Annotated in this window: 23 protein-coding genes and 1 pseudogene; 2 read left to right on the forward strand and 22 right to left on the reverse strand. The window is 37.1% G+C overall.

What is annotated here, in order from left to right; translation table 11 throughout:
- Nucleotides 1-47: 47 nt before the first annotated feature.
- From AB3M96_RS16470 to AB3M96_RS16555, 18 genes are all read right to left on the reverse strand, one after another.
- Nucleotides 48-902 carry a MurR/RpiR family transcriptional regulator gene (locus tag AB3M96_RS16470; RefSeq protein WP_412968730.1) on the reverse strand — a complete coding sequence of 285 codons (855 nt, stop codon included), beginning with the start codon at nt 900-902 and terminating at the stop codon, nt 48-50.
- Nucleotides 903-928: 26 nt separating this feature from the next.
- Nucleotides 929-1804, reverse strand: coding sequence for an ROK family protein (locus AB3M96_RS16475; protein WP_412968731.1), 876 nt, complete (start codon nt 1802-1804; stop codon nt 929-931).
- A 32-nt stretch (nt 1805-1836) separates the two neighbouring features.
- Nucleotides 1837-2526, reverse strand: a complete 690-nt coding sequence (locus AB3M96_RS16480) for an N-acetylmannosamine-6-phosphate 2-epimerase (RefSeq protein ID WP_412968732.1) — start codon at nt 2524-2526, stop codon at nt 1837-1839.
- Nucleotides 2527-2550: 24 nt separating this feature from the next.
- Nucleotides 2551-3393, reverse strand: a complete 843-nt coding sequence (locus tag AB3M96_RS16485; RefSeq protein WP_412968733.1) for a carbohydrate ABC transporter permease — start codon at nt 3391-3393, stop codon at nt 2551-2553.
- An 11-nt stretch (nt 3394-3404) separates the two neighbouring features.
- Nucleotides 3405-4277 (reverse strand): carbohydrate ABC transporter permease, encoded by an 873-nt coding sequence (locus AB3M96_RS16490; RefSeq protein WP_412968734.1) that lies wholly within the window; start codon nt 4275-4277, stop codon nt 3405-3407.
- Between the two features lie 240 nt (nt 4278-4517).
- A complete protein-coding gene (locus AB3M96_RS16495) occupies nt 4518-5915 on the reverse strand; it encodes an ABC transporter substrate-binding protein (RefSeq protein ID WP_412968735.1) in 1398 nt (465 codons plus the stop codon).
- Complete coding sequence (locus tag AB3M96_RS16500; protein WP_412968736.1) at nt 5915-6562, reverse strand: SGNH/GDSL hydrolase family protein; 648 nt, start codon at nt 6560-6562, stop codon at nt 5915-5917. The genes AB3M96_RS16495 and AB3M96_RS16500 overlap by 1 nt, the downstream gene beginning before the upstream one ends.
- A gap of 34 nt (nt 6563-6596) precedes the next feature.
- On the reverse strand, nt 6597-7529 hold the full coding sequence (locus AB3M96_RS16505; protein ID WP_412968737.1) for a dihydrodipicolinate synthase family protein: 933 nt from the start codon (nt 7527-7529) through the stop codon (nt 6597-6599).
- 424 nt (nt 7530-7953) lie between these two features.
- Complete coding sequence (locus tag AB3M96_RS16510) at nt 7954-8970, reverse strand: SDR family oxidoreductase (protein ID WP_412968738.1); 1017 nt, start codon at nt 8968-8970, stop codon at nt 7954-7956.
- Nucleotides 8967-9893, reverse strand: coding sequence for a bile acid:sodium symporter family protein (locus tag AB3M96_RS16515; protein ID WP_412968739.1), 927 nt, complete (start codon nt 9891-9893; stop codon nt 8967-8969). Before AB3M96_RS16515 ends, AB3M96_RS16510 begins: the two co-directional genes overlap by 4 nt.
- A complete protein-coding gene (locus tag AB3M96_RS16520; RefSeq protein ID WP_412968740.1) occupies nt 9893-11641 on the reverse strand; it encodes a thiamine pyrophosphate-binding protein in 1749 nt (582 codons plus the stop codon). Before AB3M96_RS16520 ends, AB3M96_RS16515 begins: the two co-directional genes overlap by 1 nt.
- Nucleotides 11642-11981: 340 nt before the next feature.
- Nucleotides 11982-13160, reverse strand: a complete 1179-nt coding sequence (locus AB3M96_RS16525) for an iron-containing alcohol dehydrogenase (protein WP_412968741.1) — start codon at nt 13158-13160, stop codon at nt 11982-11984.
- A 55-nt stretch (nt 13161-13215) separates the two neighbouring features.
- On the reverse strand, nt 13216-13935 hold the full coding sequence (locus tag AB3M96_RS16530) for a GntR family transcriptional regulator (RefSeq protein ID WP_412968742.1): 720 nt from the start codon (nt 13933-13935) through the stop codon (nt 13216-13218).
- 241 nt (nt 13936-14176) lie between these two features.
- The gene (locus AB3M96_RS16535; RefSeq protein ID WP_412968743.1) at nt 14177-14764 is read right to left on the reverse strand and encodes a 3'-5' exonuclease; all 588 of its coding nucleotides are present in this window, start codon (nt 14762-14764) and stop codon (nt 14177-14179) included.
- A 387-nt stretch (nt 14765-15151) separates the two neighbouring features.
- On the reverse strand, nt 15152-16015 hold the full coding sequence (locus AB3M96_RS16540; protein WP_412968744.1) for an aldose epimerase family protein: 864 nt from the start codon (nt 16013-16015) through the stop codon (nt 15152-15154).
- A 157-nt stretch (nt 16016-16172) separates the two neighbouring features.
- Nucleotides 16173-16883 (reverse strand): GNAT family N-acetyltransferase, encoded by a 711-nt coding sequence (locus AB3M96_RS16545; protein WP_412968745.1) that lies wholly within the window; start codon nt 16881-16883, stop codon nt 16173-16175.
- A gap of 35 nt (nt 16884-16918) precedes the next feature.
- Nucleotides 16919-17452, reverse strand: a complete 534-nt coding sequence (locus AB3M96_RS16550) for a plasmid pRiA4b ORF-3 family protein (protein ID WP_412968746.1) — start codon at nt 17450-17452, stop codon at nt 16919-16921.
- A 168-nt stretch (nt 17453-17620) separates the two neighbouring features.
- Nucleotides 17621-18907, reverse strand: coding sequence for an NCS2 family permease (locus AB3M96_RS16555; RefSeq protein WP_412968747.1), 1287 nt, complete (start codon nt 18905-18907; stop codon nt 17621-17623).
- A gap of 119 nt (nt 18908-19026) precedes the next feature.
- On the opposite strand from AB3M96_RS16555, the gene AB3M96_RS16560 reads away from it, so the two are divergent.
- Nucleotides 19027-19893: a LysR family transcriptional regulator gene (locus AB3M96_RS16560; RefSeq protein ID WP_412968748.1), complete on the forward strand. Its 867-nt coding sequence runs from the start codon at nt 19027-19029 to the stop codon at nt 19891-19893.
- Nucleotides 19894-19986: 93 nt separating this feature from the next.
- On the opposite strand, the gene AB3M96_RS16565 is transcribed toward AB3M96_RS16560, so the two are convergent.
- The 4 genes and pseudogenes from AB3M96_RS16565 to lepB form a co-directional block, all read right to left on the reverse strand.
- Entirely contained in the window at nt 19987-20439 is a 453-nt protein-coding gene (locus AB3M96_RS16565; RefSeq protein WP_412968749.1) for an NUDIX hydrolase, read from the reverse strand.
- 136 nt (nt 20440-20575) lie between these two features.
- Nucleotides 20576-21061 (reverse strand): NUDIX hydrolase, encoded by a 486-nt coding sequence (locus AB3M96_RS16570; protein ID WP_412968846.1) that lies wholly within the window; start codon nt 21059-21061, stop codon nt 20576-20578.
- 21 nt (nt 21062-21082) lie between these two features.
- Nucleotides 21083-21637: pseudogene (locus AB3M96_RS16575) on the reverse strand (DUF6434 domain-containing protein); the annotation flags it as partial.
- 124 nt (nt 21638-21761) lie between these two features.
- Nucleotides 21762-22307, reverse strand: a complete 546-nt coding sequence (lepB, locus tag AB3M96_RS16580) for a signal peptidase I (RefSeq protein WP_412968750.1) — start codon at nt 22305-22307, stop codon at nt 21762-21764.
- 383 nt (nt 22308-22690) lie between these two features.
- On the opposite strand from lepB, the gene AB3M96_RS16585 reads away from it, so the two are divergent.
- Nucleotides 22691-25495 carry a M14 family metallopeptidase gene (locus AB3M96_RS16585; RefSeq protein WP_412968751.1) on the forward strand — a complete coding sequence of 935 codons (2805 nt, stop codon included), beginning with the start codon at nt 22691-22693 and terminating at the stop codon, nt 25493-25495.
- The last annotated feature ends 60 nt before the right edge of the window (nt 25496-25555 follow it).

A 25555-nucleotide genomic window follows, 5' to 3' on the forward strand; every position in this document is an offset into this window, starting at 1 on the left:
GATGGAATCATTGGTATCCTGCTTTTCTGGGACAAGGACTTGTCCCACTATAGCAACTTCTCTATTACTGCTTTTGCAGTAGATTCTTTGTTGTGAATGGAGATGTTATTTGTACGTTTGAAGAATTCGGCATATAGGACGTCTAATAAGTAGAGCTGTGATATCTTGGCTGATAGACTTCCTCCTTGCAAGGGGCCTTCATTGGCTCCACATAGGAGTGTTATGTCTGAGTAGCCAGCTAAAGGCGATTTGGCAAACTTGGTGATGACGATTACCTTTGCATTTCTTTCTCGAACGACCTTTGCCAATTCTATCATGTCTTTTGTTGAACCTGAGTACGATATTAGTACAGCAACTTCATCCTTTGTCATTAAGGCAGCAGACATGATTTGTAAGTGACTGTCAAAGGAACACTCTGTTTTGTTGGTAATCCGCATAAATTTATTTTTCGCTTCCATTGCAGTCATTAAGGATGCCCCTACACCAAAGAAGTGAATTCTGTTCGCATCAATGAGCAAATCAATCGCTCTAGAAATATCAGAAAGATTAATTAGATTCCTTGTTTCCGTAAGCGCACTAACGGTTGCATTTAAGATTTTCGAAGACAGCTCTTCGATTGTGTCTTGCATGGTAATTTCACTAGCTAATTGTGGGGTTTCATTGTCCAGTGCAATACTATGTGCAAGTGCGATTTTAAATTCCTGATAGCCTTTTAGATCCATTGATTTACAAAAACGGAAAATGCTCGATTCGCCGACATTACAAGCGTCTGCTAAATCTGTGATTGACATATATACCACTTTGTCTTTGTTTTCTTGGATATAATCGGCTACCTTCTTTTCGGTATTTGTAAACTCCGGATATTTTGAGTGAATGGATGAAAATATATCTACTTTAGCCATTGGTCACCCCCAACTTTCTATTTATATTAATGTTGTTGTAGAGAAACTGCTCCTAATAATCCCGCTTTATTACCCAGCGATGCTTTTACAATCCGTACATCTGAGAAGCTTGGCATTACAAGACTACTAACCTTCTTTGAAACCATGTCAACAAGCATCTTTTGTTCCATAACTCCACCTCCGAGTACTACAGCTTGCGGGTTGAATATATGAATTAATGAGACTAGTCCAAGGGCAATTTCATGTACCCAATTGTCTACAATATTTGTAAGGTCAGGACAATCCTTATATTTTTCAAAAATCACTCTACCATTGCTAAATTCTTCATTTATCGCAATGGCGCTTCTAATTAAAGCCGAAGTTGATGCATACATTTCATAGCATCCATTCCCGCCACAAACGCATTCCAAACCTGATGGATGGGTAATGATATGTCCGAATTCCGCTGCGATACCCTTGGTTCCTTTGTAAATTCTAGAATCAACCATTATCGCCCCACCTATACCTGTTCCATAGGTTAGACAAAGGAAATCTTGATACTTCTTACCTACACCAAAGAATTTTTCTCCCAAGGCTGCTGCATTCACATCATTTTCAACTTTAACAGGAACCCGAAATTTTTCTTCCAATATTCCCTTTACATTCATTCCAGTGTAATTTGGAATATTTTCATTCGCATATTGTATTGTACCTGTGCTGGCATCAACTTGACCAGCAGTACTTATTCCAATAGCATCAAACTCTGAAAAGTCCTCGATAAAATGAATCAGCTTCTCCAATACATACGGTCCGCCTTTTTTCGCTTCCGTATCGAATTCTCTAAAACCTTCAATGTTTCCATTTTCGTCAGAAACACATAATTTAATAGATGTTCCACCAATATCCGCAGCTAGAACCTTCACTTCATCCACCTACCAATATAGAAGTCTCTCAATTATTTTAAAATATCAACAAATCTTTTCGTAATTTCCATTGGTCTAGTGATCGCAGTTCCGACTACAGCTGTATGGACTCCTAATTCGAAAATCTTCTTAAGCTCTTCTGGGCACCAAATGCCCCCCTCTGCAATGACAGGTATAGAAAAATCAGTTGTCAATCTACTAATCAAATTCATATCAGGCAAACAGACATCTTTTGTGTACTCGGTATAGCCACTTAGTGTTGTGCCGATACAATCAAACCCTAGTTCATAGGCATTCAATGCTTCTTCATAAGTTGAACAGTCTGCCATAAATAATTGATCAGGGTATTTACTTCTAATAACAGGGAATAACTCATCTATTGTTAGCCCATCAGGTCTTACACGCTTTGTAGCATCCAGTGCAATTATGTCTACACCTTCTTCAGCTAACAAGTCAATCTCTGTTATAGTTGGTGTAATGAATACATCCGATCCCTCGTACACCTTTTTTATTATACCTATTATTGGTAAACTTACCATTTTTTTAATTTCACGTATATCCTCAACACTGTTCGCTCGAATCCCTTTTGCCCCACCTAGCATAGCAGCATATGCCATTCTCCCCATAATAAACGGACTGTATAGGGGTTCCTCCGGCAACGCTTGACAAGAAACGATCAGTTCACCTTTTACATACTCTAGTATTTCTGCATTAGTTGTCATTATAATACATCCCCACTATTTAAATTATCCTTTCTCAGCACCCATTGTTAATCCACGAGTAAAATAACGCTGGAAGAAAATAAATATAACTAACAATGGAATCGCAGCTACAGTTGCACCTGCCATTTTATATGCGAAGTTCGGATTCAAATCTTGCATTAGTGTTGCTGTACCAACCATTAATGTTTTAACACCTTCATCTTGACCGATAACTAATTGCCACACATAGTCATTCCATACTTGAACGAAGTAGAGAATAAATAAAGCACCGATACCAGGCTTCACCATTGGCAGCATGATTTTGAAAAACGTTCGAAGTTCACTTGCTCCATCCATCTTAGCTGATTCACGTAATGAATCTGGTATACTATCAAAAAATCCTTTTAGTAGAAATACTCCAAAGGCCGTTGCTACGTTTGGCCAAATCATTCCATGTAATGAATTCACCATACCGAGATTATCGACAATACGATATAACGGAACAATTAATACCTCTTTTGGTACCATGAGACTTGATATGAAAATAATAAAGATGACATTTTTTCCTTTGAATTGTAATTTCGAAAAAGCGTAGGCTGCCAATGAACTTACAATAATCAAAGCAATTGTCGCTACCAATGAAACAATTACACTATTAAATGCCCATTTTAATGCGGGTTGATTACTAAAAACGTCAATATAGTTATTAAAGTTAAAGGTTGCAGGAAACCAATCTGGCGGCATCTTTACAACAGCTGCACTATTTTTCAAGGAACTCGTTATAAGCCAATACAGAGGAAACAAACTTAAGAGAGCAAAGAAAATGACAATGATGTTAGAAATGACGTCAAATGAATCTCTTTTTCGTTTATTTTTTCTTTTAAACATTACTTTCACCTCTATTTCTTAAACATAGATCTAAGCTGCGGGATTGATAGTAAAAGTGCAATAACAAACATAATTACACCTACAGCAGACGCTATGCCAAGTTGATTGTATTTGAATGCATTGTTGTAAAGGAAATACATAAGCGTAGTGGACGCATTATTAGGTCCGCCACCAGTTAGAAGCTGGATTACTACAAATATCTTTAATACTGCAATAATATTGACAATGATTATGTACAACGTGATTGGCTTTACTAATGGAATTAATATTTTAAAAATAACCTTACGACGATTGGCTCCATCTACTTCTGCTGCTTCAAATAATTCTTTTGGAACCCCTATCATGGCAGCAATGTATAGGATAATTGCTTGCCCAACATTCGTTGCAAATGTAACAAAAATGACGACTGGTAAAACTAAGTTTTTATCTCCAAGAAAGTTAACAACCGGTAGTTCTAACTCCCTCGCGATAAATGGTATCAATCCGTTTGCAGGGTTCAATAAGAAACTCCAAATCATACTCATAACAACCATGGAAACCATAACAGGTATATAATAACTTCCTCTTATAAAGGAAACGTATTTTGCATTTTTATCGAAAATAGACGCTGCAACAAACAACGCAAATACTACTGTTAATGCAACAATCGCAACTACAAACACAACAGTATTCATCGTAGCTTTTAAAAAGACTGGATCTTTAAATAATGCAATATAGTTATCAAATCCAACAAAGGACATTCCTTGATAATTAATTTTATATAAGCTCAGGCGTATGCCTTCAAAAATTGGATAGACAAGAAATAAACAGAAAAAGAAAAGTTGTGGTGTAATAAAAAGGTAGCCGGTTACATTTCGTTTTAAAGCATGATGATTTTTATTCATAAGCACCCTTTCCTTTCCAATAGGTGAGCCCCATAGTCGGGGCCACCTTTTTGAAAGTGCAATATCAAATTGCCTTGGCGTATTTGCGCTCATCTTTTTCCGAGAATGCTCGAGTAACTCCCGTTAATATTCTGAGGCATTCGCATTAGGCTTTCAGTGAAGTTTAAACCCTCGACTGAATGGTATACTTTTTTTATTCAATTCCTATAGCTAAGGGATTTCTACTTAATAAAGTTAAAACTACTTATTATAGATAACCGATTCAGCTTTTGACTTTTCGATTACTTCATTTCCTTTTTTCTGATAATCGGCAACAACTTGTTCAGGTGTTTTGTCTCCAATGTATAACGCTTGAAGTTCAGGATAAAGCACTTGTCTTAATTCACTGTAACCTGGTACGTTTCCAGTAAAGCTGAACATATACTGTGCATTTTGGTCATATGCAGCGAATAGTGGATTGTCAGCTTTAAATTCTTCCGCTACACTCGTACGAACAGGCACACCATTTTTAGAAGCTTTCACAAGTTCAGCATCAGTTGAGAAGAATTTAACAAAGTCTTTACTAACTTTAATTCTTGTTTCATCCTTTGTATCAAATACTGCAGCACCCGTTACATACGTGAACGATAATGGATCTCCACTTGCTGAAGGGATATTCGCTAGTCTTGCATCAAACTTAGGTACATTACCGCTTTCAATATCCGTTTTTAAGTTATTGAATAGTACTGAGTTTGTAAAACTAACACCAAGCTGTTGGTTTTGGAACATTGCGTTCACATCATTTGAAGATACAGATTCAGCACCTGGATTTGTTAAGCCCTCATCATAGTTTTTCTTCAACCATGCTGCGGCTTTCGCACCATTTGCATCATCAACGATTAGATTTCCATCTTTATCAAAAAATTCATTTCCAAACATTCGTAAGTATGCTAGATTCCAAGTATCTGCTTGGTTGTTTAATGCATAAAGACCCATTGGGAATGCATTTGAATATTTATCTTTAGGCGTACCATCTTTCAGTCCTTTAAGGATTGCTTCATATTCTTCTAATGACCATGTTTTAATTTCATCTTCACTGCCGACGTAGTCTTCAAGACCAGCAGCCTTGAACATGTCAGCGTTATAAACTAATGTCCCTGGCATGTGTGAGAATGGATAGAAATACACATCGTCACCAAACGTTACAGTATCCCAGTAGTTTTCGGCGATATCACTTTTCGCTTCATCATCAACAATGTCATTTAACGGTACTAAAGCACCTCTGTGAGCAAAATCTCCCATTGCAAATACACTTTCAAAGAAGATATCTGGAGGCGTACCACCATTTAAATTAACGTTTAGCATTTCATCCCTTTGGTCTCCGGCGATTACTTCTACATTAATTTTCACATCATACTCATCATATTCCTCTGAAAATCTTTCAGCAGCATGTTTGAAGAAGCTATCATAATCCGCGCCTTCTTCAGAGCCATCTAAAACACCTTTCCATTGTGGAGTTAACCAAAGTGCTAATTCCACCGTTTCCTTACCATCTTCATTTTCTTTTGGTTTATCAGTAGTTGACTTATCGCTACAAGCCGCTACTATTGAAACAATTAAGAGTAAACTTAACATGGTTAATAATGATTTTTTTAACATCAATATCCTCCTCCGAAAATCTCGTTTATTTTCTTCTCGACAAGTTCTGCAGTTAGCCTGTGGCCAACTTCATCTAGATGCATAAAATCAATATTATTCATAGATACATGACTTCCAAGATTTAAAAATTCAATCTCTTTATCTAACAAACTCTCTAAAAACTGCGGAAATTCCTCGGACTTCTTGTCGCAATGATCCCCCATTGGATATCTAACGTCTGTATTGTAATAACCTTTTTTAATGGGTGGTGGTGCAAGAATTAATACTTTTGGATACCCACCATTTGCTCCTGCAGGTGTTTTACTTGCCTTATCTGCAAGTCTAGCGATTCCCTGTGCAATGTTATATGCGGTTAATGCAAATCGTTCCTTTGTATCATTCGTACCAAGCATGATAATCACAAGATCCAATGGTGAATGGCTCATTAGACATGGATGAAGATAAGTAAATGCATTTAACCCCTCAAATAATGGATCATCTACTACACTTGTTCTACCAGATAAACCTTCCTCTATTACCTGATAATCACCCCCTAATTTCTTTTGTAATAGACATGGCCACCTAACTTCTTCTGAGAACCTAGTCTGATTTTCAACATCATATCCCCATGTATTTGAATCTCCAAAACACACAATTCGTTTTTTCATACTAGTACCCTTCTCATTTATTTTTTTCGTAGATTCATTGATTAGTATGTAAAGCTTTTGAGCAATGTTTTATGACCGTATGTTCAATCATTTCTTTTATTTGTTCAATTTGAGTGTATTCGTCTTCTTTAACTTCCTCTAGTGGAGCACGAACACCACCAAGTTGAATTCCTCTCTGCTTGAGAACTTCTTTGATTACGGAATACATATTTCCTTTTAGAGAAGTTAAAGCGATAATAATATCATTTATATCTCGTTGAATGGCTCTAGCATTCGTAAATTGACCGCTTGCTACAAACTCCTCCGCTTTTAAAAATAATTCAGGCATTGCACCATAGGTTCCGCCAATACCGCTGTCTGCACCTATTAATCTACCAGCAACATATTGTTCATCAGGTCCATTGAATACAATAAAATTGTCTCCGCCAGCTGCTTTGAAACGCTCGATATCCATTGCCGGCATTGAGGAGTTTTTTACACCGATTACTTTTTCATTGGTTAGTAGTTTGTTAAATAGATTCATCGACAAATTATAGCCGGTAGTCTGAGGGATGTTGTAAATGATAAAAGGAAGCTCTGTTGCATCCATAATGTCTGACCAGTATTTATGAATTGAGCTTTCTGGTAATCGATAGTAAATTGGTGGGATCGCTGACAATGCATCATACCCTAAGGCAGCCGCATATTTTGCTAACTCCACACTATCTCGGGTTGATGGAGCACCAACATGCGCAATTAACGTCATCTCACCTTTAACTTGTTCCGCAACATATTTCAGCGTTTCTTTTCTTTCTTCAAGAGATTGATAGATACACTCCCCTGAGCTCCCACCAACATACAGTCCATTTACACCCTTATCCTGTAGGAAAGCAGCCAAAGCTTTTGTTCTCTCTTCAGAAATCTCCCCAGAATCCGTATAACATGCATAAAAGGCAGGAAAGATTCCTTTAAATTTATCTAGTACCATGTGCTATTGCCCCCTTGAATCTAAAAAGATATGTAAAGCGCTTTCAATGTCAATATAACATGGCGGAATTCTTTTGTAAATAATTTTCACCAATTATATTAATTTTTGAAGGAAATTTTCATTAATTAGTTAAATAAGTTATTAACAGCGGGGAAAATATTTTCAGAACGAGGTATTTTATGTGAAAAAGTCTTTTATAATAAATGTCTTTTTACTAAGGGGCTTGTCCCCTACCTCATTACTAATATGAGTATTGGAGGATTTTGGTTGGTAACAGATAGATAGAAGGACTTCTAGTTTGTATGGGGTGAGAATTCGAAGTTTCCATTGAATTTGTTGCCTACAGCTAAAGCTTTTGGCTAATTATTATTACTTTTGCTATTCACCATACCTATCTTTAAAAATCAAAAAAAGATCAGCACATTCACTGACCTTTCTCATAAGACTTTAGTTTTCCTTTTATTTGTATAGGAGTTGCATTCGTATTGGCTTCCCTTCGTTTTTCAAGAAAGTAATGAAATACTTCTTCTGAGGTTAACTTTGGGATATAACCAAATTCTGTTTTTAGTTTGTGGTTATCGAGGACAGGACGGTAGCGTAAGAAATTTACTTGTTCTTCTCCATACTGAGTTAGAGATAACCTTTTTAAAACAAATAATGCGGCTCCTACGAGCAAAGTAGGAATACGAAGTACTTTCTTATTTAATATCTTTGCAATTTCATCAATGGACAAGGCACCATCCCCTGCCACATTATAGATTCCACACTTGGTTCCCATAATCGCTTGTAAAAGGCAGCCAACAACATCTTGGTCCCAAATAAACACAAACGGGCTTTTTGAACCGGATATTCCCAATACCATTTTCTTTTCAAACAAGGCAGTAATTTGATTATTGGTGTTATCTCCAAGTATCGTTCCGATTCGAAAAATGACTTGTTCAAGTTCAGGATATTCCGTACGATAGCTGGCTAAAAGCTCTTCTACAAGACGTTTGTGATGTGAATAGGCAAATTCTTCATTCCCGCGTATTGGATCGTCTTCTTTAATCCATTCTGCATTGTCGGCGTGATATCCGTAGGCAGCACCACTAGATGTGACAATAATCCGTTTTACTTGATTAGCAACACAAGCTTGTAGTACATTTTCTGTTCCAAGGACATCCACTGAATACTCAAATTCTCGGTTACTTTTTTTACCAGGTGTAACAATAGATGCCAGATGTACAACGGTATCAATGTTATGCTCCTTCACAACTTCAGAAACATCAGGTGAACGGACATCTAAATTCACAAATTGAACATTGGGGTCTTGGATTCCAATTTCTCGTATGTCAGCTGCAATAACATTGAATTTGTCTTCTCTTATAGTGTTAATTTCAACTAACTTTTTGACGAGATTGCTGCCAAGATAGCCCGATGCACCGGTTATCAATATGTTCATATCTGCACTCCCTTATCAATCGGAGGTGCTATTGGTTCACGGCGTGACCAGAATGTAGAGATTGTTAAACCTGAAACGAGATGCCACACTCCCCACCAGGCGGCAACAATCGCCATACCGCCAAGGCCATCGAAAAACCCGAATATAAGAACAAGCCCCAACCCTGAATTTTGAATGCCTACTTCAATCGAAATAGCACGGCGATCTGCTTCTGGAAGCTTGAATAATCGAGCAGACCAATACCCTGATAGCAATGCAATCAGATTTTGTAAAAATACAACAATGACAACCATTCCAACAAATTCTATAAAGTACTTAAAGTTTGCTGCAAGCATGGCTACCACGAATAGAATGAAAAATCCTATCGAAAAATACTTCATTACTGTATTCACTTTTTTAGCAAAGCTAGGATACTTAGAACGAATGAGCATCCCAATTACTAATGGTACCCCAAGCATCAAGAAGATAGTAACGAGCATATCAACTGGATCAATTGTAAATGAACGAAGCAATTCATTCGTACCCGGGTAAAGGGAACCCCAGAACATCACATTTAATGGTGTCATGAATATCGCAAACACCGTCGATACTGCTGACATTGTAATAGATAAGGGTGTATTCCCTTTTGCATGATACGTCATAAAATTGGATAAATTTCCACCAGGACAAGCAGCTACTAAAAATAAACCTAACGCAATACTTGGCAGTGGATTAATAATAGAAACTAATAAAAAAGTAAATGCGGGCAACAGTAAAAACTGCCCTACAAGACCGATTAGAATTGGCTTGGGGGTTGAAAACGTTCGCTTAAAGTCAGCAACACGTAAATCCAAAGCCACTCCGAACATAATAAACGCGATTGCAATATTCATAATCATGAGTGACGTTGGATTAAAATTGAGTTGTACTTGATCGATACCCATTATTTACCCTTTGGCTCCGCATGCATATCTTTGAAGTATTTTAACCCTGGAGCCCACATATGCTTGACAGGATCTACATCAACATGAACGACTGAGCATTTACCCGTGTCCAACGCACGTTGCAAGGCAGCTTTTAAATCTTTCGGGTCGTTTACATATTCTCCGTGTGCTCCCATACTTTCAGCAAGCTTATCAAATTGGATGTCCCCCAAATCCGCATTGATTGTTTCTTCGGGACTTAATGATTTCTTCAATAAAGTTTTAATTGGTTTTAAGGCGAACTGCTGATTCATTTTCACCATACCCCATTGCTTATCCACCATAACGATGAAAATAACTTGTAAGTTATTTCGTACCGCTGTTTCAATTTCCTGTGGATGGAACCCCATTGCGCCATCTCCAATAATACAGCACACAGGACGATTTCGATTCGCAGCAGCAGCACCTAGCGCTTGACCAATTCCTGCACCTAACATTCCGAATTTATACGTAGAAATAACGGAACCTGGTTCATCTACTTGGTAGTAAAAATTAGACCAGATAACGGTATTTCCTCCGTCTAATACTTTTATTGAATCCTTAGGGAAGACTTCCTGACAAATTGCCGGTACATGAGCAGGATTCATTGGAACAGCAAAGTCCTGTAAATGTTGATCAAGCTTAGCACGATTTTTCTCTTTATCAGCTAGGATTCTATCAATCTTTGATTTCCGAATATCAATCGCAATCTCATTCTTTCGCTTATGTAATTGTGAGTAAAGTTGAGTTAAAAACTTCTTCACATCCGCTTGTATAGCTACTTCTGCAGGTTTGTTAGCGCCAAGTATTCCAGGATCCAAGTCAACCTGAATTACTTTTTGACTAGGATTCCAGTATGGTGCTTTTCCCCACCAGTCTGTTTCCCCAACTCTTGATCCAAGTACGAGTACAACATCCGCTTCATTTCTTGCTTTATTATTCGTTTGGATATGCACCATCGGAATCATTAAAGGATTGCTTTCTGAAACAACTCCTCGAGCTGCCCAGCTAGTTGTAACCATTGACTGTAGAAGCTCAGCTACCATTGTTAATTCCTCGTAAGCTTTCGCATGAACGACTCCACTTCCCGCATGGATGAGTGGGAACTGTGCATTTACTAGAAGGTCAACAGCTTTTTCCACTTGCTGATCAGAAGCTCCCGGATGTTCGGTAATTCTATATTGATGCGGTTCCCAAAAAGATAGATCACATTTTACAACTGTGTTTAAAATGTTCTCTGGAATGTCGAGATGGACAACTCCCGGTCTACCTTCATAGCATTTTCGTAGTGCTGTTCGAAGCATTTCAGGAATGCGATCAAAGGACGGTACAGCTTCATTCCATTTTGCAATTTTCGAAATCACACCGACTTGATCAAAACATTGATATGTACCACCACGGTCTGGATACATGATACCTGTACGTCTAGCACTAGTTATTACAAGTACTCTGTTTCCTTCTCCTTCTTCCACAACAAGCCCAGGTAAAATATTTGCCACTCCTGGTCCGTTACTTGCCATACAAACTCCAAGCTTACCTGTTACTCGAGCATACGCTCCTGCCATGTGAGCTGCACTTGTTTCATGTCTAGGTGTAATTAATTCAATCCCGTGTTTTTCTAAATTGGAATAAAATCCAAAATAAGTCCCATCAATTATTCCAAAAAGTGTATCCACATTTTCCATACTTAACATTTTAGCGATTACTTCGCCGCCTGACATTTCTCCCATGCGCTGCCTCCTATTACCTGTTACGGTTATGTGTTTTATTACCTTCAGTAAACGTTTACATTTATAACTTTAAAATTATTCTGATATTTTATGTGATAAAATTGCAGAATAGTTTCATAGCGGTTTATGTATATCGTGGTTGTTGTGATTGTTTCTCATTGTTGAGGGTTACTTGGTAGTAGTGTATTAGATGTGAGTGTTGGTGCTTCTATGGTGGATGCTTACTCTTGATCTTTCCTTCAAGATTATTAGGAAATTAGTTCAACTGGTCCCTACCAATTTAGTTAAAATTATATACATATTATTAATAAAGTCAATATATTTATATTAGTCTAAATATTCATACCCTTGCGTAGTTCTCCAATTCAAGCAACAAATCTTTATATATTTTTTCAACATCGGTTGCTATAGGTACTTTTTGATTCGTCTCAATGCCATTCCCAGCTAAAGCATCAGTAATTAATGTTGGCAAGTTCTCTTTAAAGTCTTCAGCATTTTCTATATAACTCATACCATCCTCCCAAATATGGAAAGCAGAGTTATATTCTCGTACAATCCTGCTTAAATCTGCAGCTATTTCTGCATTGCTTCCTACAACTTCACTTCCCAGGCTTTTAGCAACCCTTGTATATCTCTCCTCTGACACTTCTAAGCCATACTCTATTACAAACGGAAGTGTTAAGGCCACACATAAGCCATGTGGTATATGATATCTTGTGCCTAGCGGTCGCGCTGTAGCGTGTGCTAGATTTGTAGAGGCGTTCGAAAAGGCAATACCCGCGTAACAGCTTGCTAGTAGCATTTTCTCCCTTGCTTTTACATCATGTCCATTTTCGTAAACCAATGGCAAAGATTCTCCAATCATTTTAATTGCCTCAAGTGCAAAAAAATCACTTAATTGAGTTGCCTTCGTTGAAACATAAGCCTCCATCGCATGTGCTAACGCATCCATACCTGTATATGCAGTAATTTTTTTCGGCAAACTGATTGTTAGCAGTGGATCAAGAATAGCTGCATCAGGAATTAAACTTGTGTGTCCTGGGTTTAATTTCACATTTCTAACAACATCGGTTATCACCATAACTTTTGTTGCTTCTGAACCAGTCCCCGCTGTCGTTGGTACTGCAATTAACGGTAACCTTTCTAGACTATCTTTTGAGGGAATTTCAGAGAATTTTAGCTCTTTATTAATGGAAAACACAGAAACAGCTTTTGCTAAGTCAATCACACTTCCCCCACCAATTGCAACAACACAGTCTGCACCACATCTCTCTTGTTCAACAAGGGCAGCACGCAGGTGTTCTGTTGTAGGCTCTCCTTTACATTCCGAAAAATATGTTACCTTTAAACCATGTTCAGAAATACTCTTATTTATCATCGTTTTAAAAGGTTCTTTTGAAAGCAAAGAACCGGTAACAATAAATAAATGAGTAGCTTTCAATTCTTCTGCTATTTTTCCTACCTCTTGTAGACAACCTTCTCCAAGTTTAATGACTCTAGGTAAAAACAATGAATTCACCTATTCTCCTCCTACTACGTTGTTTGTTACAAAGTGACAAGTAATATGAATGTGATTACTTTTTTCGTTTCGTTTTAATACGAAAGACATACATATCTGGACGAAAGTTGCTCGTGTAGTATTCAATTGGTTCTCCATTCGCATCCGTAATTAACCTTTCTACGCATAACACACTTGAACCAACTGGAACTTCAAGCTTTTCAGCGTCTTCAACGGACACTTCCTTGCAAGAAATAAATTGATCCGCTTCTACCAGTTCAATTCCTAAGTTGTTTTCAAGTAAATCATAAATCGTACTTCTTTCAAGGTCATACATCGCTAACTGTTTACCTATTTCCTCTGAATAAAAATGACGTTCTATTGCAAACGGAATCGTATCAGCTGTACGCAGCCGTTCAATTGTATATAAAGAATCCACTTGCAATAAGTCAGTTATGTGACTAGGTTCTTTTACAATTTCATTTTTCAACAGCTTAGAATCTGGCACCATACCCATCTTCTTGACAGTATGGGTTAAACTATTCAACGAATCAAGCCATTCATGGACAGGCGTTTTTTGCGCAATAAAAGTCCCCTTTCCATGGACTTTTTCAAGCATACCCTCTTGTACCAAGTGTGAAATCGCCTCACGAACGGTTGTTCTACTTACAGAAAAACGGTCCATCAAGTCTCTTTCACTAGGAATCTTTTCCTTATATATTCCACCCTTTATCTCCTCAGCAATTACATCCTTTAGTTGAAGATGCAGAGGTATTGGACTATTAGTATCTATCAATGCAAACACCTCCCTTCAAGTTGTAGTACTCATCATGACGTACGGACCAGTTGTGATTATATTAAGTATAAACAGATATGGATGCCCAGCGCAATTATTTTTTGAAAATTATGAAGTATTATTATGAAGTTTGTTTTTTTTACTAAGTCTGAGGAGATTAGTAACCACAATTAGATAGCACATAAAAAGGCCAGTAATTTGTATAAATTACTGACCTTTTCTTTGGTTGTATATTATTAATCTATGATACCAAAGAAGACCGATACTTCCCTGCAGAAATTTCCCCAGCTTTTATTTTTGTTTTTTCATAAATGGCATCTAGATCGTGTAATTGATATTCCTCTGTCAGCTTAAGCATTATCTCTGCACACCCTATTGCATCATCTAACGCATGGTGGTGATTTGATAATTCAATCCCAAAATATCGGCACATTGAATCGAGGGTATAACGCGGTTGACCAACAACAAGCCTTCTTGACAACTGGTATGTACAAAGAAGTTGATTGTATGACGGCTCAAGTCTGTATCGATTAATATTATCCCTCAACGCATAGCCATCAAATGAGAGATTGTGAGCGATCATCAGCTTACTATCGATTTTATTCTTTATCTTCGCATAAAACTCATCAAAAGTGGGTGCATGTCTCACATCATTTGGTGTAATATGATGAATCGCAATATTCCACCTATCAAACTCTTCTTCAGGATTAATCAATTCATAGACTGAATCTACAATCTTTCCATTCTCAACAAACACCATTCCAACCGAACAAATACTATGCCGATTCCGATTCGCAGTCTCAAAATCAAACGCAATGAAGTTTTTCATCACAAGAGTACCTCCTTCTGGGACACGGGGACTGGTCCCACATGTAAAATTCCACCTTTTATATAATACTGTTTCACTAATTTTGAAAGACTTTAATAAATATAGATAATCTATTGTACCAAAACTAGCAAAATAAGTATAACTACTTTCAAAGAATGAGATTCTATCATTATTGCTTACTTTGGAGGAATCGGTGAATTTTGTAGATGCTTAATCAACGCAAAATAACGTTTAGTAAACTTTTTTAGTATTAGAAAACTCGGCGATTGCCGAGCCTTCAGGCAACAGCAGAGACGTAGTTGCACTTATGCAGATAGGAAAAAATTTTATTCTATCTGCTAACAAATGGGACAGATTCCTGTCCCATTTGTTCTTATTTCTTAATCGTCAAACTAAACCCAGTTTAAATTTCGTTTTAAGAGTTTCCTTCGCTTGAACCATTACTAGTTCTTCGCCTCGTTGAAACTCATCATTTTTGGCCATCCATGGCTCGACGCAAATAAACTCTTTCCCTTTCTCCGTCCAGAGAACAACATACTTAAATTCGTTTCCATAATCCAACTTAATCTTTTTGGAAATTGCGGAAGAATTAAAGGTAATACTTGGCATAACAGCATCTATGAAAACCACAGATTCCTTTAAGTTCGCTAAATCCAACTGGCCTTCAAATTCTTTGATTTGACCATCATTATAGTCGTAGTACTTCGTCGCATCAGTTTCATATTCTATATTTTTTTCTACAGTTTTAAAATATGGATGAAACCCTGGATACATCGGCATAGGTTGGTCTCCATTGTTTTTGTACTCCTGGGCTATTGTCAGCTTCCCGTCGACAAGCTTGTATGTATAGACTACTTCAAAGTCAAATGGATATGAGAGTTTTGTTTCTGGATTACTAGATAACCTAAGTGTGAGAGAAGCACCGTTTTCCGTATCTTGACCAATTACTTCCCATGATGCATTCCTCGCAAAACCGTGATTGCTCATCGTATACGTTTTCCCTTTCCATTCATATTTCCCCTCAGTTAACTGACCGGAAATCGGAAATAGTATTGGTATACCGCCTCTTACATTCTTATCTTTATCATAAAATGTTTCTTCATTAAGAAAGAGCAACTCTTCTCCTTCTACGCCATATGAAAAGATAATGCCTCCACGTTCTGGTGCTACTTTTACCCAAGACTGAGTAGCAGTATCCTCTAGTATGTAAATCTTGAATTTCTGATCATCTGCCGTTTTAACATTATACATGTGTTCTAAACAATCCTCTCTGTAAAAAAAATAATTGACGAAAGAAAAACGTTCCGTCACAAATGTCATAGTGATATATAACAAGATACACGATTATTCGTACGAATTCCAATTAGCTTGGTTGGGTGGGTCAGGGATACAGTTCCCTTGTCCCACTTTATCTTATTCTTTTCACCATATAATCATAGAAATGTCCATTTATCTGAATCACTTTAGCATCCTTATAACCTAGGTGCTTGTACAAGCTTTTCGCTGTGGGATTATCATGCGCTACATTTAGTGAAGAAATTGTATATCCTCTTTCATAAGCTAATCTTTCTACTTCCTTAATCAATGCTGTACCAATACCGTACCCACGGTAGCTCTCTTGTACACATAATGTATCAATATAGAAATCTCCATTATCAGCCTCTTTGTCTAAGAAAATACTATTATCATTTTGTTTCTTTCGTAAACTTTTCAAGAAAGGCTCGTCCAATCTGGGCCCTTCTTCACCAGGATAGTAGACTACAATTCCAGCTATCTCTCCTTCAACGTCCGCAACAAGTGTATTTTGATAGCTTAATCGGTTGTCCTCTTCACGGAAAAAATGTGCAAGAGAATCAATAATATTTTGTTTTTTCGTTTTACCTGTGAGTCTTTCAGCAATATCATCGATTGCAATATGAGTGAGTTCGGCTACTACTTTAGCATCCTTCTTATTGGCTTGTCGTAGTTTCAAATTTTGAGAAATGATTTCCTCCCACGTAATACCAAAAGGTGCGCCCCCATCAGTGTGACCAGCAATATAGTAGAAGGTGTCATCCGAATCAATATCTTCCATATAGGAATACTTTTTGTATTGTTTGTTTTTTAATTTTCTGCTCATTTCTATTCTCTCCGTTGTTCTAATCTGACTTATACCTATGTAAGAGCGAACTCCTCTTCTAAAAGTAAATTAATATCTTCTGCTGCTTCGTTTCCGTCAACTTCTTCGGTCACAATCCCTGTTTCTAGATATGCGAACCTATTGCTTTCAAGTGGTGCCTCACGGACAACCTTTTTACATCTTGGAAAAAAGGAAACATCACTGTCCGGTAGAATTTTTTCAAGTACGACAGAGTGATCCCAATCATCGCCATAATCATAGGTGTATTGCACCCAATCTTTTACAACCTTAAAAACATCCTTTAGAAGTACTTCGTTTTCATCGTACGTAAAATCGACATCCCCAAATTCTTCGGTCCATATTGGTCCAATCGAATTATAGCCAAACAGATAATTAGAATTTGAATTAGATTTTCGTATATCAAAACCATGGAGGTGAAAGTCGCCCCAATCGAAAGCTACTTGTATAACTCGATGCAGCTCATGAAAATTCATCGTGTCTCTTATTTCAATTCTTCGCCAGATTGGAGGCTTTGAATCTTTTAATGTGATTTTCAATTGAAAAATCATTTTTGTAGCCCCCTTTCTATAGCACACGTGGCAACTTTATAATTCTATTATACCAATCAAGTGGTCTACATAAACAAAGATAAAAAAAGAAGTTGGGACAAGGAACCTGTCCCTCTGTCCCAAAAAACGACTCCCCTTTTTTAGGAAGTCGTTTTAATAGATTCTATTTTATAACGCATAGTGAATAACAAAGTTACTGATAAATAGGAGTGCGATCATATAAAGTGCAGGGTGAATTTCTTTTCCTTTTCCCATTAGAAGCTTTAGTAATGGATAAAGGATAAACCCGATTGCCATACCGTCTGCGATACTGTATGTTAATGGAATTAACACAATGATCAATAAAGCCGGCATACTTTCTGATAAGTCATCCATTTTTAAATGAACAATGTTTTGAAGCATTAAAATACCGATTAAGATTAGAATTGGTGACACCGCACTTGGTGGTACCACTTTTATAACAGGTATAAATAAAATAGAAGCAAAAAACATTACTCCAGTCACAATACTTGTAAGGCCTGTTCTTCCTCCAGCAGTAATACCTGCTGCGCTTTCTACGGAAGCTACGGTTGGGCTTGTTCCAAAAACTCCTGAGGATAATACAGAAACGGCAGTTGCTTGTAATGATTTTTTGCTAGTCTCAGGGCGTTTTAACATATTACTGTGACCATGAATTAATCCAATGTTTTCAAAAACAATTACCATTGCAAACGAAATCGATGTTAGCCAGAAGACAGCATTTCCAACTTGTCCCCATGATAATTGACCAAACACACCTGCATATTCAGTAAATGACGGCATTGTGAAGGAAATACCTTCAAAGCTGGCACCACCGAACCAAATCGCTAAAATCGACGTGATCACGATACTTAGTAATAGATTACCAGGTACATTTTTAATAAATAAGATAACGGTAATAATTAAACCTACAAATGTGATGATTGCTGTTGGACTGCTTAGATCTCCAATTGCAAGTAATGTGTGCTCAGAGCTTGTAATGATACCTGCATTGTCAAATCCAATTAAGATTAGTAGAATTCCGATACCTATTGTAATTGCTTCTTTTAATGAATTTGGGATTGAAGACGTAATTACTTTTGCCAACGGTGTGAAAGCAATTACGACAAAGATCAGACCTGATACAAATACTGTAGCCAAAGCCTCCTGCCACGTAAATCCACCTGATTGCACGATAGTATACGTAAACATGGCATTAAGTCCCATCCCAGGTATGAGGATTAGTGGTGTATTACTCCATAGACCAATAACTACACATCCTATAAAACTAGTAAGGATGGTTGCAATGATACCTGCCTCCATTGGAATTCCCGCTGCTGCCAAAATTGTAGCATTAACGATAATAATGTAGACTACGGTTATATATGAGATAAGACCCGCAGAAAATTCTTTTCCGATTGTTGTACCATGTTGCTGTAATTTAAAAAAACGTTCCATAATTAACACCTTTCTATCTGTAGAAATAAACTGTTAGCAATCATAACATAGATAAATCTATACGAAAAATATATAATTTATATAGAATCTATATATTTTTTAAATAGTAGGAGAAGAAAATGGACATAAAACAATTACGATACTTTATCGCAATAGCTGAAGAAAAGAATATTACTGCAGCTGCGAACCGCTTACATATGTCACAGCCACCGCTTAGCATTCAGTTGAAACAATTAGAGGAAGAGCTTGGTGTAAAATTAATCGAGCGAAACGGGAAAAGTTTAGAGTTAACGGATAAAGGACTGGTACTCTATAATCGTGCCTTGCAACTCGTGAACAGTGTTGAGGAAATAAAAAATGAGGTCCAGGAAACGGAAGAAGGAACAAGAGGTATTCTGTCTGTAGGAATTAATACCATCTCAGTCTCCGGTTTTTCAGACATGCTTCAGGCATTTCATCAAAAGTACCCACTTGTTTCCCTAAAAATCGTTCAAAATGATTCGTTTTATCTAGCGGAGATGGTTAAAACACGAGCGATCGAAATGGCATTTGTTCGGCTTCCACTCGAGCATACTGGATTGACGTATCACCATTTAATCAATGAGCCATTTGTTTTTGTAAGTAAAAACGAATTGAAGAAAACTTCATTAGAAGAGATATCAAGGGTTCCAATTATAATCCCTAGTACAGAAGGCTTGGGTATATACAATACAATCCTTGAAGCCTTCTCTAAAAAAGGACTTCATCCAAATAGTATTGCGGAGTGCTCAGACATGCACGTGTTAATGGAAATGGTTAAAGGTGGAATGGGAGCAACGATTGTACCCAAATCAGTGTTGGACGAATACGGGGACAACACCCTATACTCAACACCACTTATCGACACCAACATGACCTCCTCACTAGGAGTCATCTGGCTCGAACACCACTTCGTCTCAACCGCTGCCAAAAACTTTATCGAAGTTGTGAAGGAGATGCTTTCTTAATTGGGAAAAGGGGTCCTTGTCCAACTGTGGGACAGGGTCCCTTTTCTCAATTTTTGTGTTAGTTAGTTCGTCGATAGATATATTCCCCTGAAGTCACTTCAAAATCTCCTCAATATAAGGCTCTATATACTCTCTATATCCTTGGGCAAGATTTTTTGGTAACTGTAATAACGGAAAGTATTTCATTGAAATTGACTCAGTTTCATCAACTTGCAAAGTACCAGAAACGTTTCTAGTAACATAAACTGCGGTAACCGAATAAAGCTCGTCCCCATTCGCTACTTTCAAATAATACTCTGGACCAGAAAATACTCCCAATAAAGTGAGATCATGTAGTATTAAGCCAGTTTCTTCATATACTTCTCTACGAGCAACATCCTCCAGGCTCTCCCCCAACTCCATGAGTCCTCCTGGTAGACCCCAGCCACCATCTCTCCTCTGTTGTAACAATACTTCATCGTTATCATTAACAATAATCACTACTGAACCAGGTAAAATTAAAGGTCTGTGACCTACATACTTTCTAAGTTCTTTATAATACTCCATTTGTGCACCTCACTTTTCTACTATCACTAAAGATGATAAGTTTCACAAACTAATTTTCGACAACTATTTCCATTTCCCTTTTAAAAAATCATATTTTAGGTAAATAAAAAAACCTTCAGAATCTAGAAGGTCTTTCCTATTCTAAAGCACACTCTAATATATCCTGATAAAGAGAGTGCCATTCGTGATAATAACTTGAAATTTCTTTAGGATTAATAAGTATCCGCTGGGAAGATTCATATTCACCATTGAAAGAGAGTAAATTGGTTATATTCATTTTATAGAACACCTGAAAACCAATTTTAGGATATAGGCTGTCCTCTGTCCATAATGGATTTTCACTATGGTCAACGATAATGTATCCTACCAATTCACACTCTCCTTCTACATACCCTTCTTCCAACGCTTCTCGTTTAAAGCACTCTTCTGGAGTTTCACCAGGTTCGATATGTCCACCTGGAAAATCCCAGCCTCTATGGTTTACATTCACCAATAAAACATTACCATCTTTAAAACCAAATCCGTGTACACTCGTGATCAGATTATCTTGAGGTAGATTACAACATTTCACCCAAGTCAATTTAACCCTCGAATCTCCCCAATTAACATAGATTTCTGTCACTTTCTCCCCTCCAGTATTAGGTTGATACTTGTTACTTCCAGGAAACTCCTTTTTATTATTCCAGGCGTCAATCACTTCTCGAAGACTTTTCCCATAATTTTTTGGGTCAGCAAAAAAATCACGAGTGAATTGATTATACTCAAATTGAGGTCCAATATTTTTCTTGTATGTAGGCTCTTTTTTTCTCTCTTCTTCCTCATACCAAGCATCAACAACATCGCGATACGTCTTACCAATGTTGGTTTTAAAATAGTTTTGTATATATGTAGAAAAATGAAATTTCGGAATTAGGGTTTTGAAAAAGGCTCTCACATTTTGGCTGCAACGATGGTTTTCTGTAATTATAGTATCAAGTCTTAACTCCGATTGAGGTTCTGTTTTCTTAATTTGTTTTTTTCTAATAGGTTCTATAATCTCACCTATTTGAAGATATGTTTCAATCCTGTGAGAGATCTCTGTTTTTGAACCTGAAGCACTAATTCCATTCTCCCGGCAAAAAGCTTGTAATTCTTCTTTTAACCAATAATACTCTTGAAATATTTGTACACTCGTTTCTTTTGTTAGTATAGGTCTCATGAAAACACCTCCTAATACCATTATAGAACATTCGTTCCTATCTTTCGAAAAACGTATAACAAATGATTTCTAAAGCACTAAAAAACGTTAATCCGCAAGAATTAACGCTCGTAAGGTTTATATTTTAATTAGTAATTATTTTCATATCTTGAAATGGCCAAAAAACGATTTTTGTTGTACCAACTATTTCATCAATTGGAATTGCACCAATATGGCGACTATCTCTACTGTATCTTCGATTATCACCCATTACGAACAAATGCCCTTCTGGAACAACCTCACTTCTAACCGCTGTCTCTGGTAATGTAAATGAATTTGTGAGTGGTCCATCGGTAAGGTCATTTTTATACCTTTCTAAATACGGTTCTTCAAAAGGTTCTCCATTTACGTATAAGGTATCCTCCTTATACTCAATGTAATCTCCCGGCAATCCGATAACTCTTTTAATATAATCTTGTTCTTCGTTTGCATGAAACACAACAATATCAAATCGCTCCGGCTCACCAATTTTTGTTACGATCATGCGATCTTGATCCTGTAACGTCGGATTCATTGATGCACCTTCTACGACAACTGGCGTTAGGATAAAAGTACGAATAATAAAAACTAAAATAATGGCAATAAGTATCGCTCTTATCCATTCCCAAGTTTCACTTCTTTCCTCAGTCACTTACTTCACCTCTCACTATTTAATCTTTATAACTAATAACTATGCTTACTTCTTTATTGTAATACTTTTCAACATAAAAAAGGAATATCCTTCTTCCGTTAGTGACCTTACTAAAAATTTTTTAATCACTGCTACTTTTCTCAATTCATTTTAGTAGTATACCGAAATTCCTATAGCAAGGGCGTAAAATAGGTCTATAACCCCTGATGCATCCTACATTTTTAGTCCAAATGTAATCGTTTTTTCACTGTGGTAAATAAAGTTCCTACCAATCAACTTTTTGTCGGAGAAAGTTTTGATAGATTCGATATTTTTCGTCAACCGAAATACTTTTACTTTGATATGGTAAATTGGTAGTTTACTAAATCCAGGAGGATGATTAGATGAAAAAACACCTTGCAGGCTGGTTAGCCATTATTATGATGCTATCCATTTTTACTAGTACTGCATTCCCTGTTTCAGCAAATGAAACAGCAGAAGAAACTAGTGTTTTAGAACTGAAAGTTAGTAGAGAGCTTTTTTCATTAACTGAAGTTCGCACTGTTGAAGTAGAAGTGGATTTCGGCGAAAACGTAGACTTAAGTAATCTTGAGTTTCAATTTGGTGGTAAAAACATATCTGAGTGGAAAAAGTGGACAAGAGGTACTACCTATAATGGAGCTCCTTTTATAACCGTTAAAGAAGCACCACATTTCATTGGCGGAACAACCACTATAAAAGCAACATTAGAGTTTGGGTTACTTTTTAACACTAACAATTTATCAAACAGAACCATTCGTACTCAATATCAACAATTTATTGGTGATTATGAATTAGCATTAATAGACCCGGTCAACAACACAAAAGCCGCAACAACAGTAAAATTAAATGTGTATGATGAATTTTTATTTTATGATCAACTAAAGCCAACTATAGACCAAGTATTTAAAGAAGCAGAAGCAAAAAATGACCGTTACCTGGAGTACCAGAGTCTTGGTAAATCTGTACAGGGTCGTGACCTGCATTTTGTAATATTAGCAAGGGATAAAGCAGCGGTTGATAAATATTTAAATGAAACATTACCAACAGCATTAGAAAATCCTGAGAGTTTACAAGAAAAGCTAGAAAACGGAACGATGGGTGATTATCAAATTCCGATTTGGATTAATAATATTCATCCTGATGAGGTTGAAGGTGTAGACGCTCAAATAGAGATTCTTAAAAAATTTGCACTTGAGGAAGAAGTTTCATTTATGACAGGTAAAGATGGCGAAGAAGATACTGTTACGTTGAATGTAGATAATGTACTTGATGATGTTATTTTCCTTTACATGTTTACAAACAATCCTGACGGCAGAGTTGCGAATACACGTGCAAACGCAAATGGTTTTGACTTAAACCGTGACAACCATTACCAAACACAGGTTGAAACACAACAAGTAACACAGGTGATTGCGGATTGGACGCCATTATCATTTATTGATATGCATGGTTATGTTGGTGGATTTTTAATTGAACCAACTACCCCTCCACATAACCCGAACTTTGAATATGACTTACTTCACGGGAAAATGATTGAACAGGCTCATTCAATGGGACAAGCTGGGATAGGTAGCTCTACCTATGATTCTTATGAAATTCCTGCACTTGATTATGGAGATGGTTGGGACGATATGACTCCAGCCTACACTGCCATGTATGCGATGCTGCACGGTTCATTAGGTCACACTGTAGAAGTTCCAGCTTTAAGTCAAAATGGATATAACGCGATGGAAGGAGCTGGTTTAGGTGCTATCTCCTTTGTAACTGATAATAAGGATGAATTATATAAAAACCAGCTTGAAATATTCAAACGCGGTGTTAACGGAGAAGATAATCGGGCTGTAGATGAATATTTTGTAAACGCGGCTGGTGATCAAATCGGACGTCAACGAGGAGAAAACGATAACTTCTTTCCAGAGTACTATGTTATTCCTGTTGATGAAAAGATACAAAAGAACAGATTAGAAGCTCATAAGATGGTTGAATATTTACTTCGTAACGGGATAAAGGTTGAACAAACTACCAAAAACAGTAAGGTTAATGGAACCTCGTACCCTAAAGGAACTTTCGTCGTACCTATGAATCAAGCAAAACGCGGACTAGTAAATGCAATGCTTTATAAAGGTGATGATGTGTCTGATTGGGGTGCCATGTATGACCCGATTGTCGTTAATTTCCCTGCTTTAAGAGGATTTGACATTGATGAAATTCGTAGTGCTAATGCTTTTTCTAATAATACTACTACTGTTGAAAAAGTATCATTACCAACAGGAAACTTAGTAGGCAATTCAAAGCAGGTTTTGAGGAATACAAACAACGACACTATTAAACTCGTAAATGAACTGCTTAGAAATGGGACATTGGTTGAAAAAGCAATCGAAACCAAGGCTGGTATTAATAATGGTGACTTCATTGTAAATGCGAAAGATCTAAAAGCATTTGCTAAGGACTATTATTTCGAAGCGAAGTCTATAGGTACCTCTAACAAAGTAAAAACTGAAAAACTGTCATCTCCAAAGGTTGCAATAACTGGTTCATCTCAGCTTGCATTTTCACTTAAAGAGCTTGGATTTGAGATTGTTGGACAAGATGAGGCTGATGTAATTGTAAGTGACAGTGGAAGTTTTAGTCCAAACAGCTTATCTGGAAAAGCATTTGTGGGAATAGGTGTATCTACACTTAATGCTGTTAAAAATAGCAATTTAGTGCCTGGTTTTGACTTCGGTTACACAAGAAATGGACACGAGGGTCTTTTCAAGGCAATAGTAAATGACCATGAATTAACAGCGGGTTATGAGAACGAAGAATTACTGTACACAACTAATGGAGCATGGATTAATTCTGTTCCAGAAGATGCGGAAGTATTGGCGTCCTTCAGCAATTCAGATGATTTCTACGTTGCTGGTTGGTGGCCAGAACACAAAAAAGCTCAAGGCAAAATCCTTGCGTTTACAAAAGCTTTTGAAGACAGCTCGGTTACTCTTTTTGCAAATGACTTATCCTTCCGTGCACACACCCAATATAGCTACCGCCTATTAGCAAACAGTATCTACGCTTCAGTAGGCACTGAAGTTACTAAAAAAGGTAAAGGCAATATAAAAGGCAAAGAAATTAAAGAAAACAAAACTGAAAAATCCTACTTCGAAATTGGAAGAGACAGAGATTAAATAAAGCTGGTGGGACAGAGGGACAGTCCCCTGTCCCACCTAAAAAGCAAAAAGTTTTAT

The organism is Ferdinandcohnia jepli, from assembly GCF_047246645.1.
GTDB lineage: Bacteria > Bacillota > Bacilli > Bacillales > Bacillaceae_L > Ferdinandcohnia.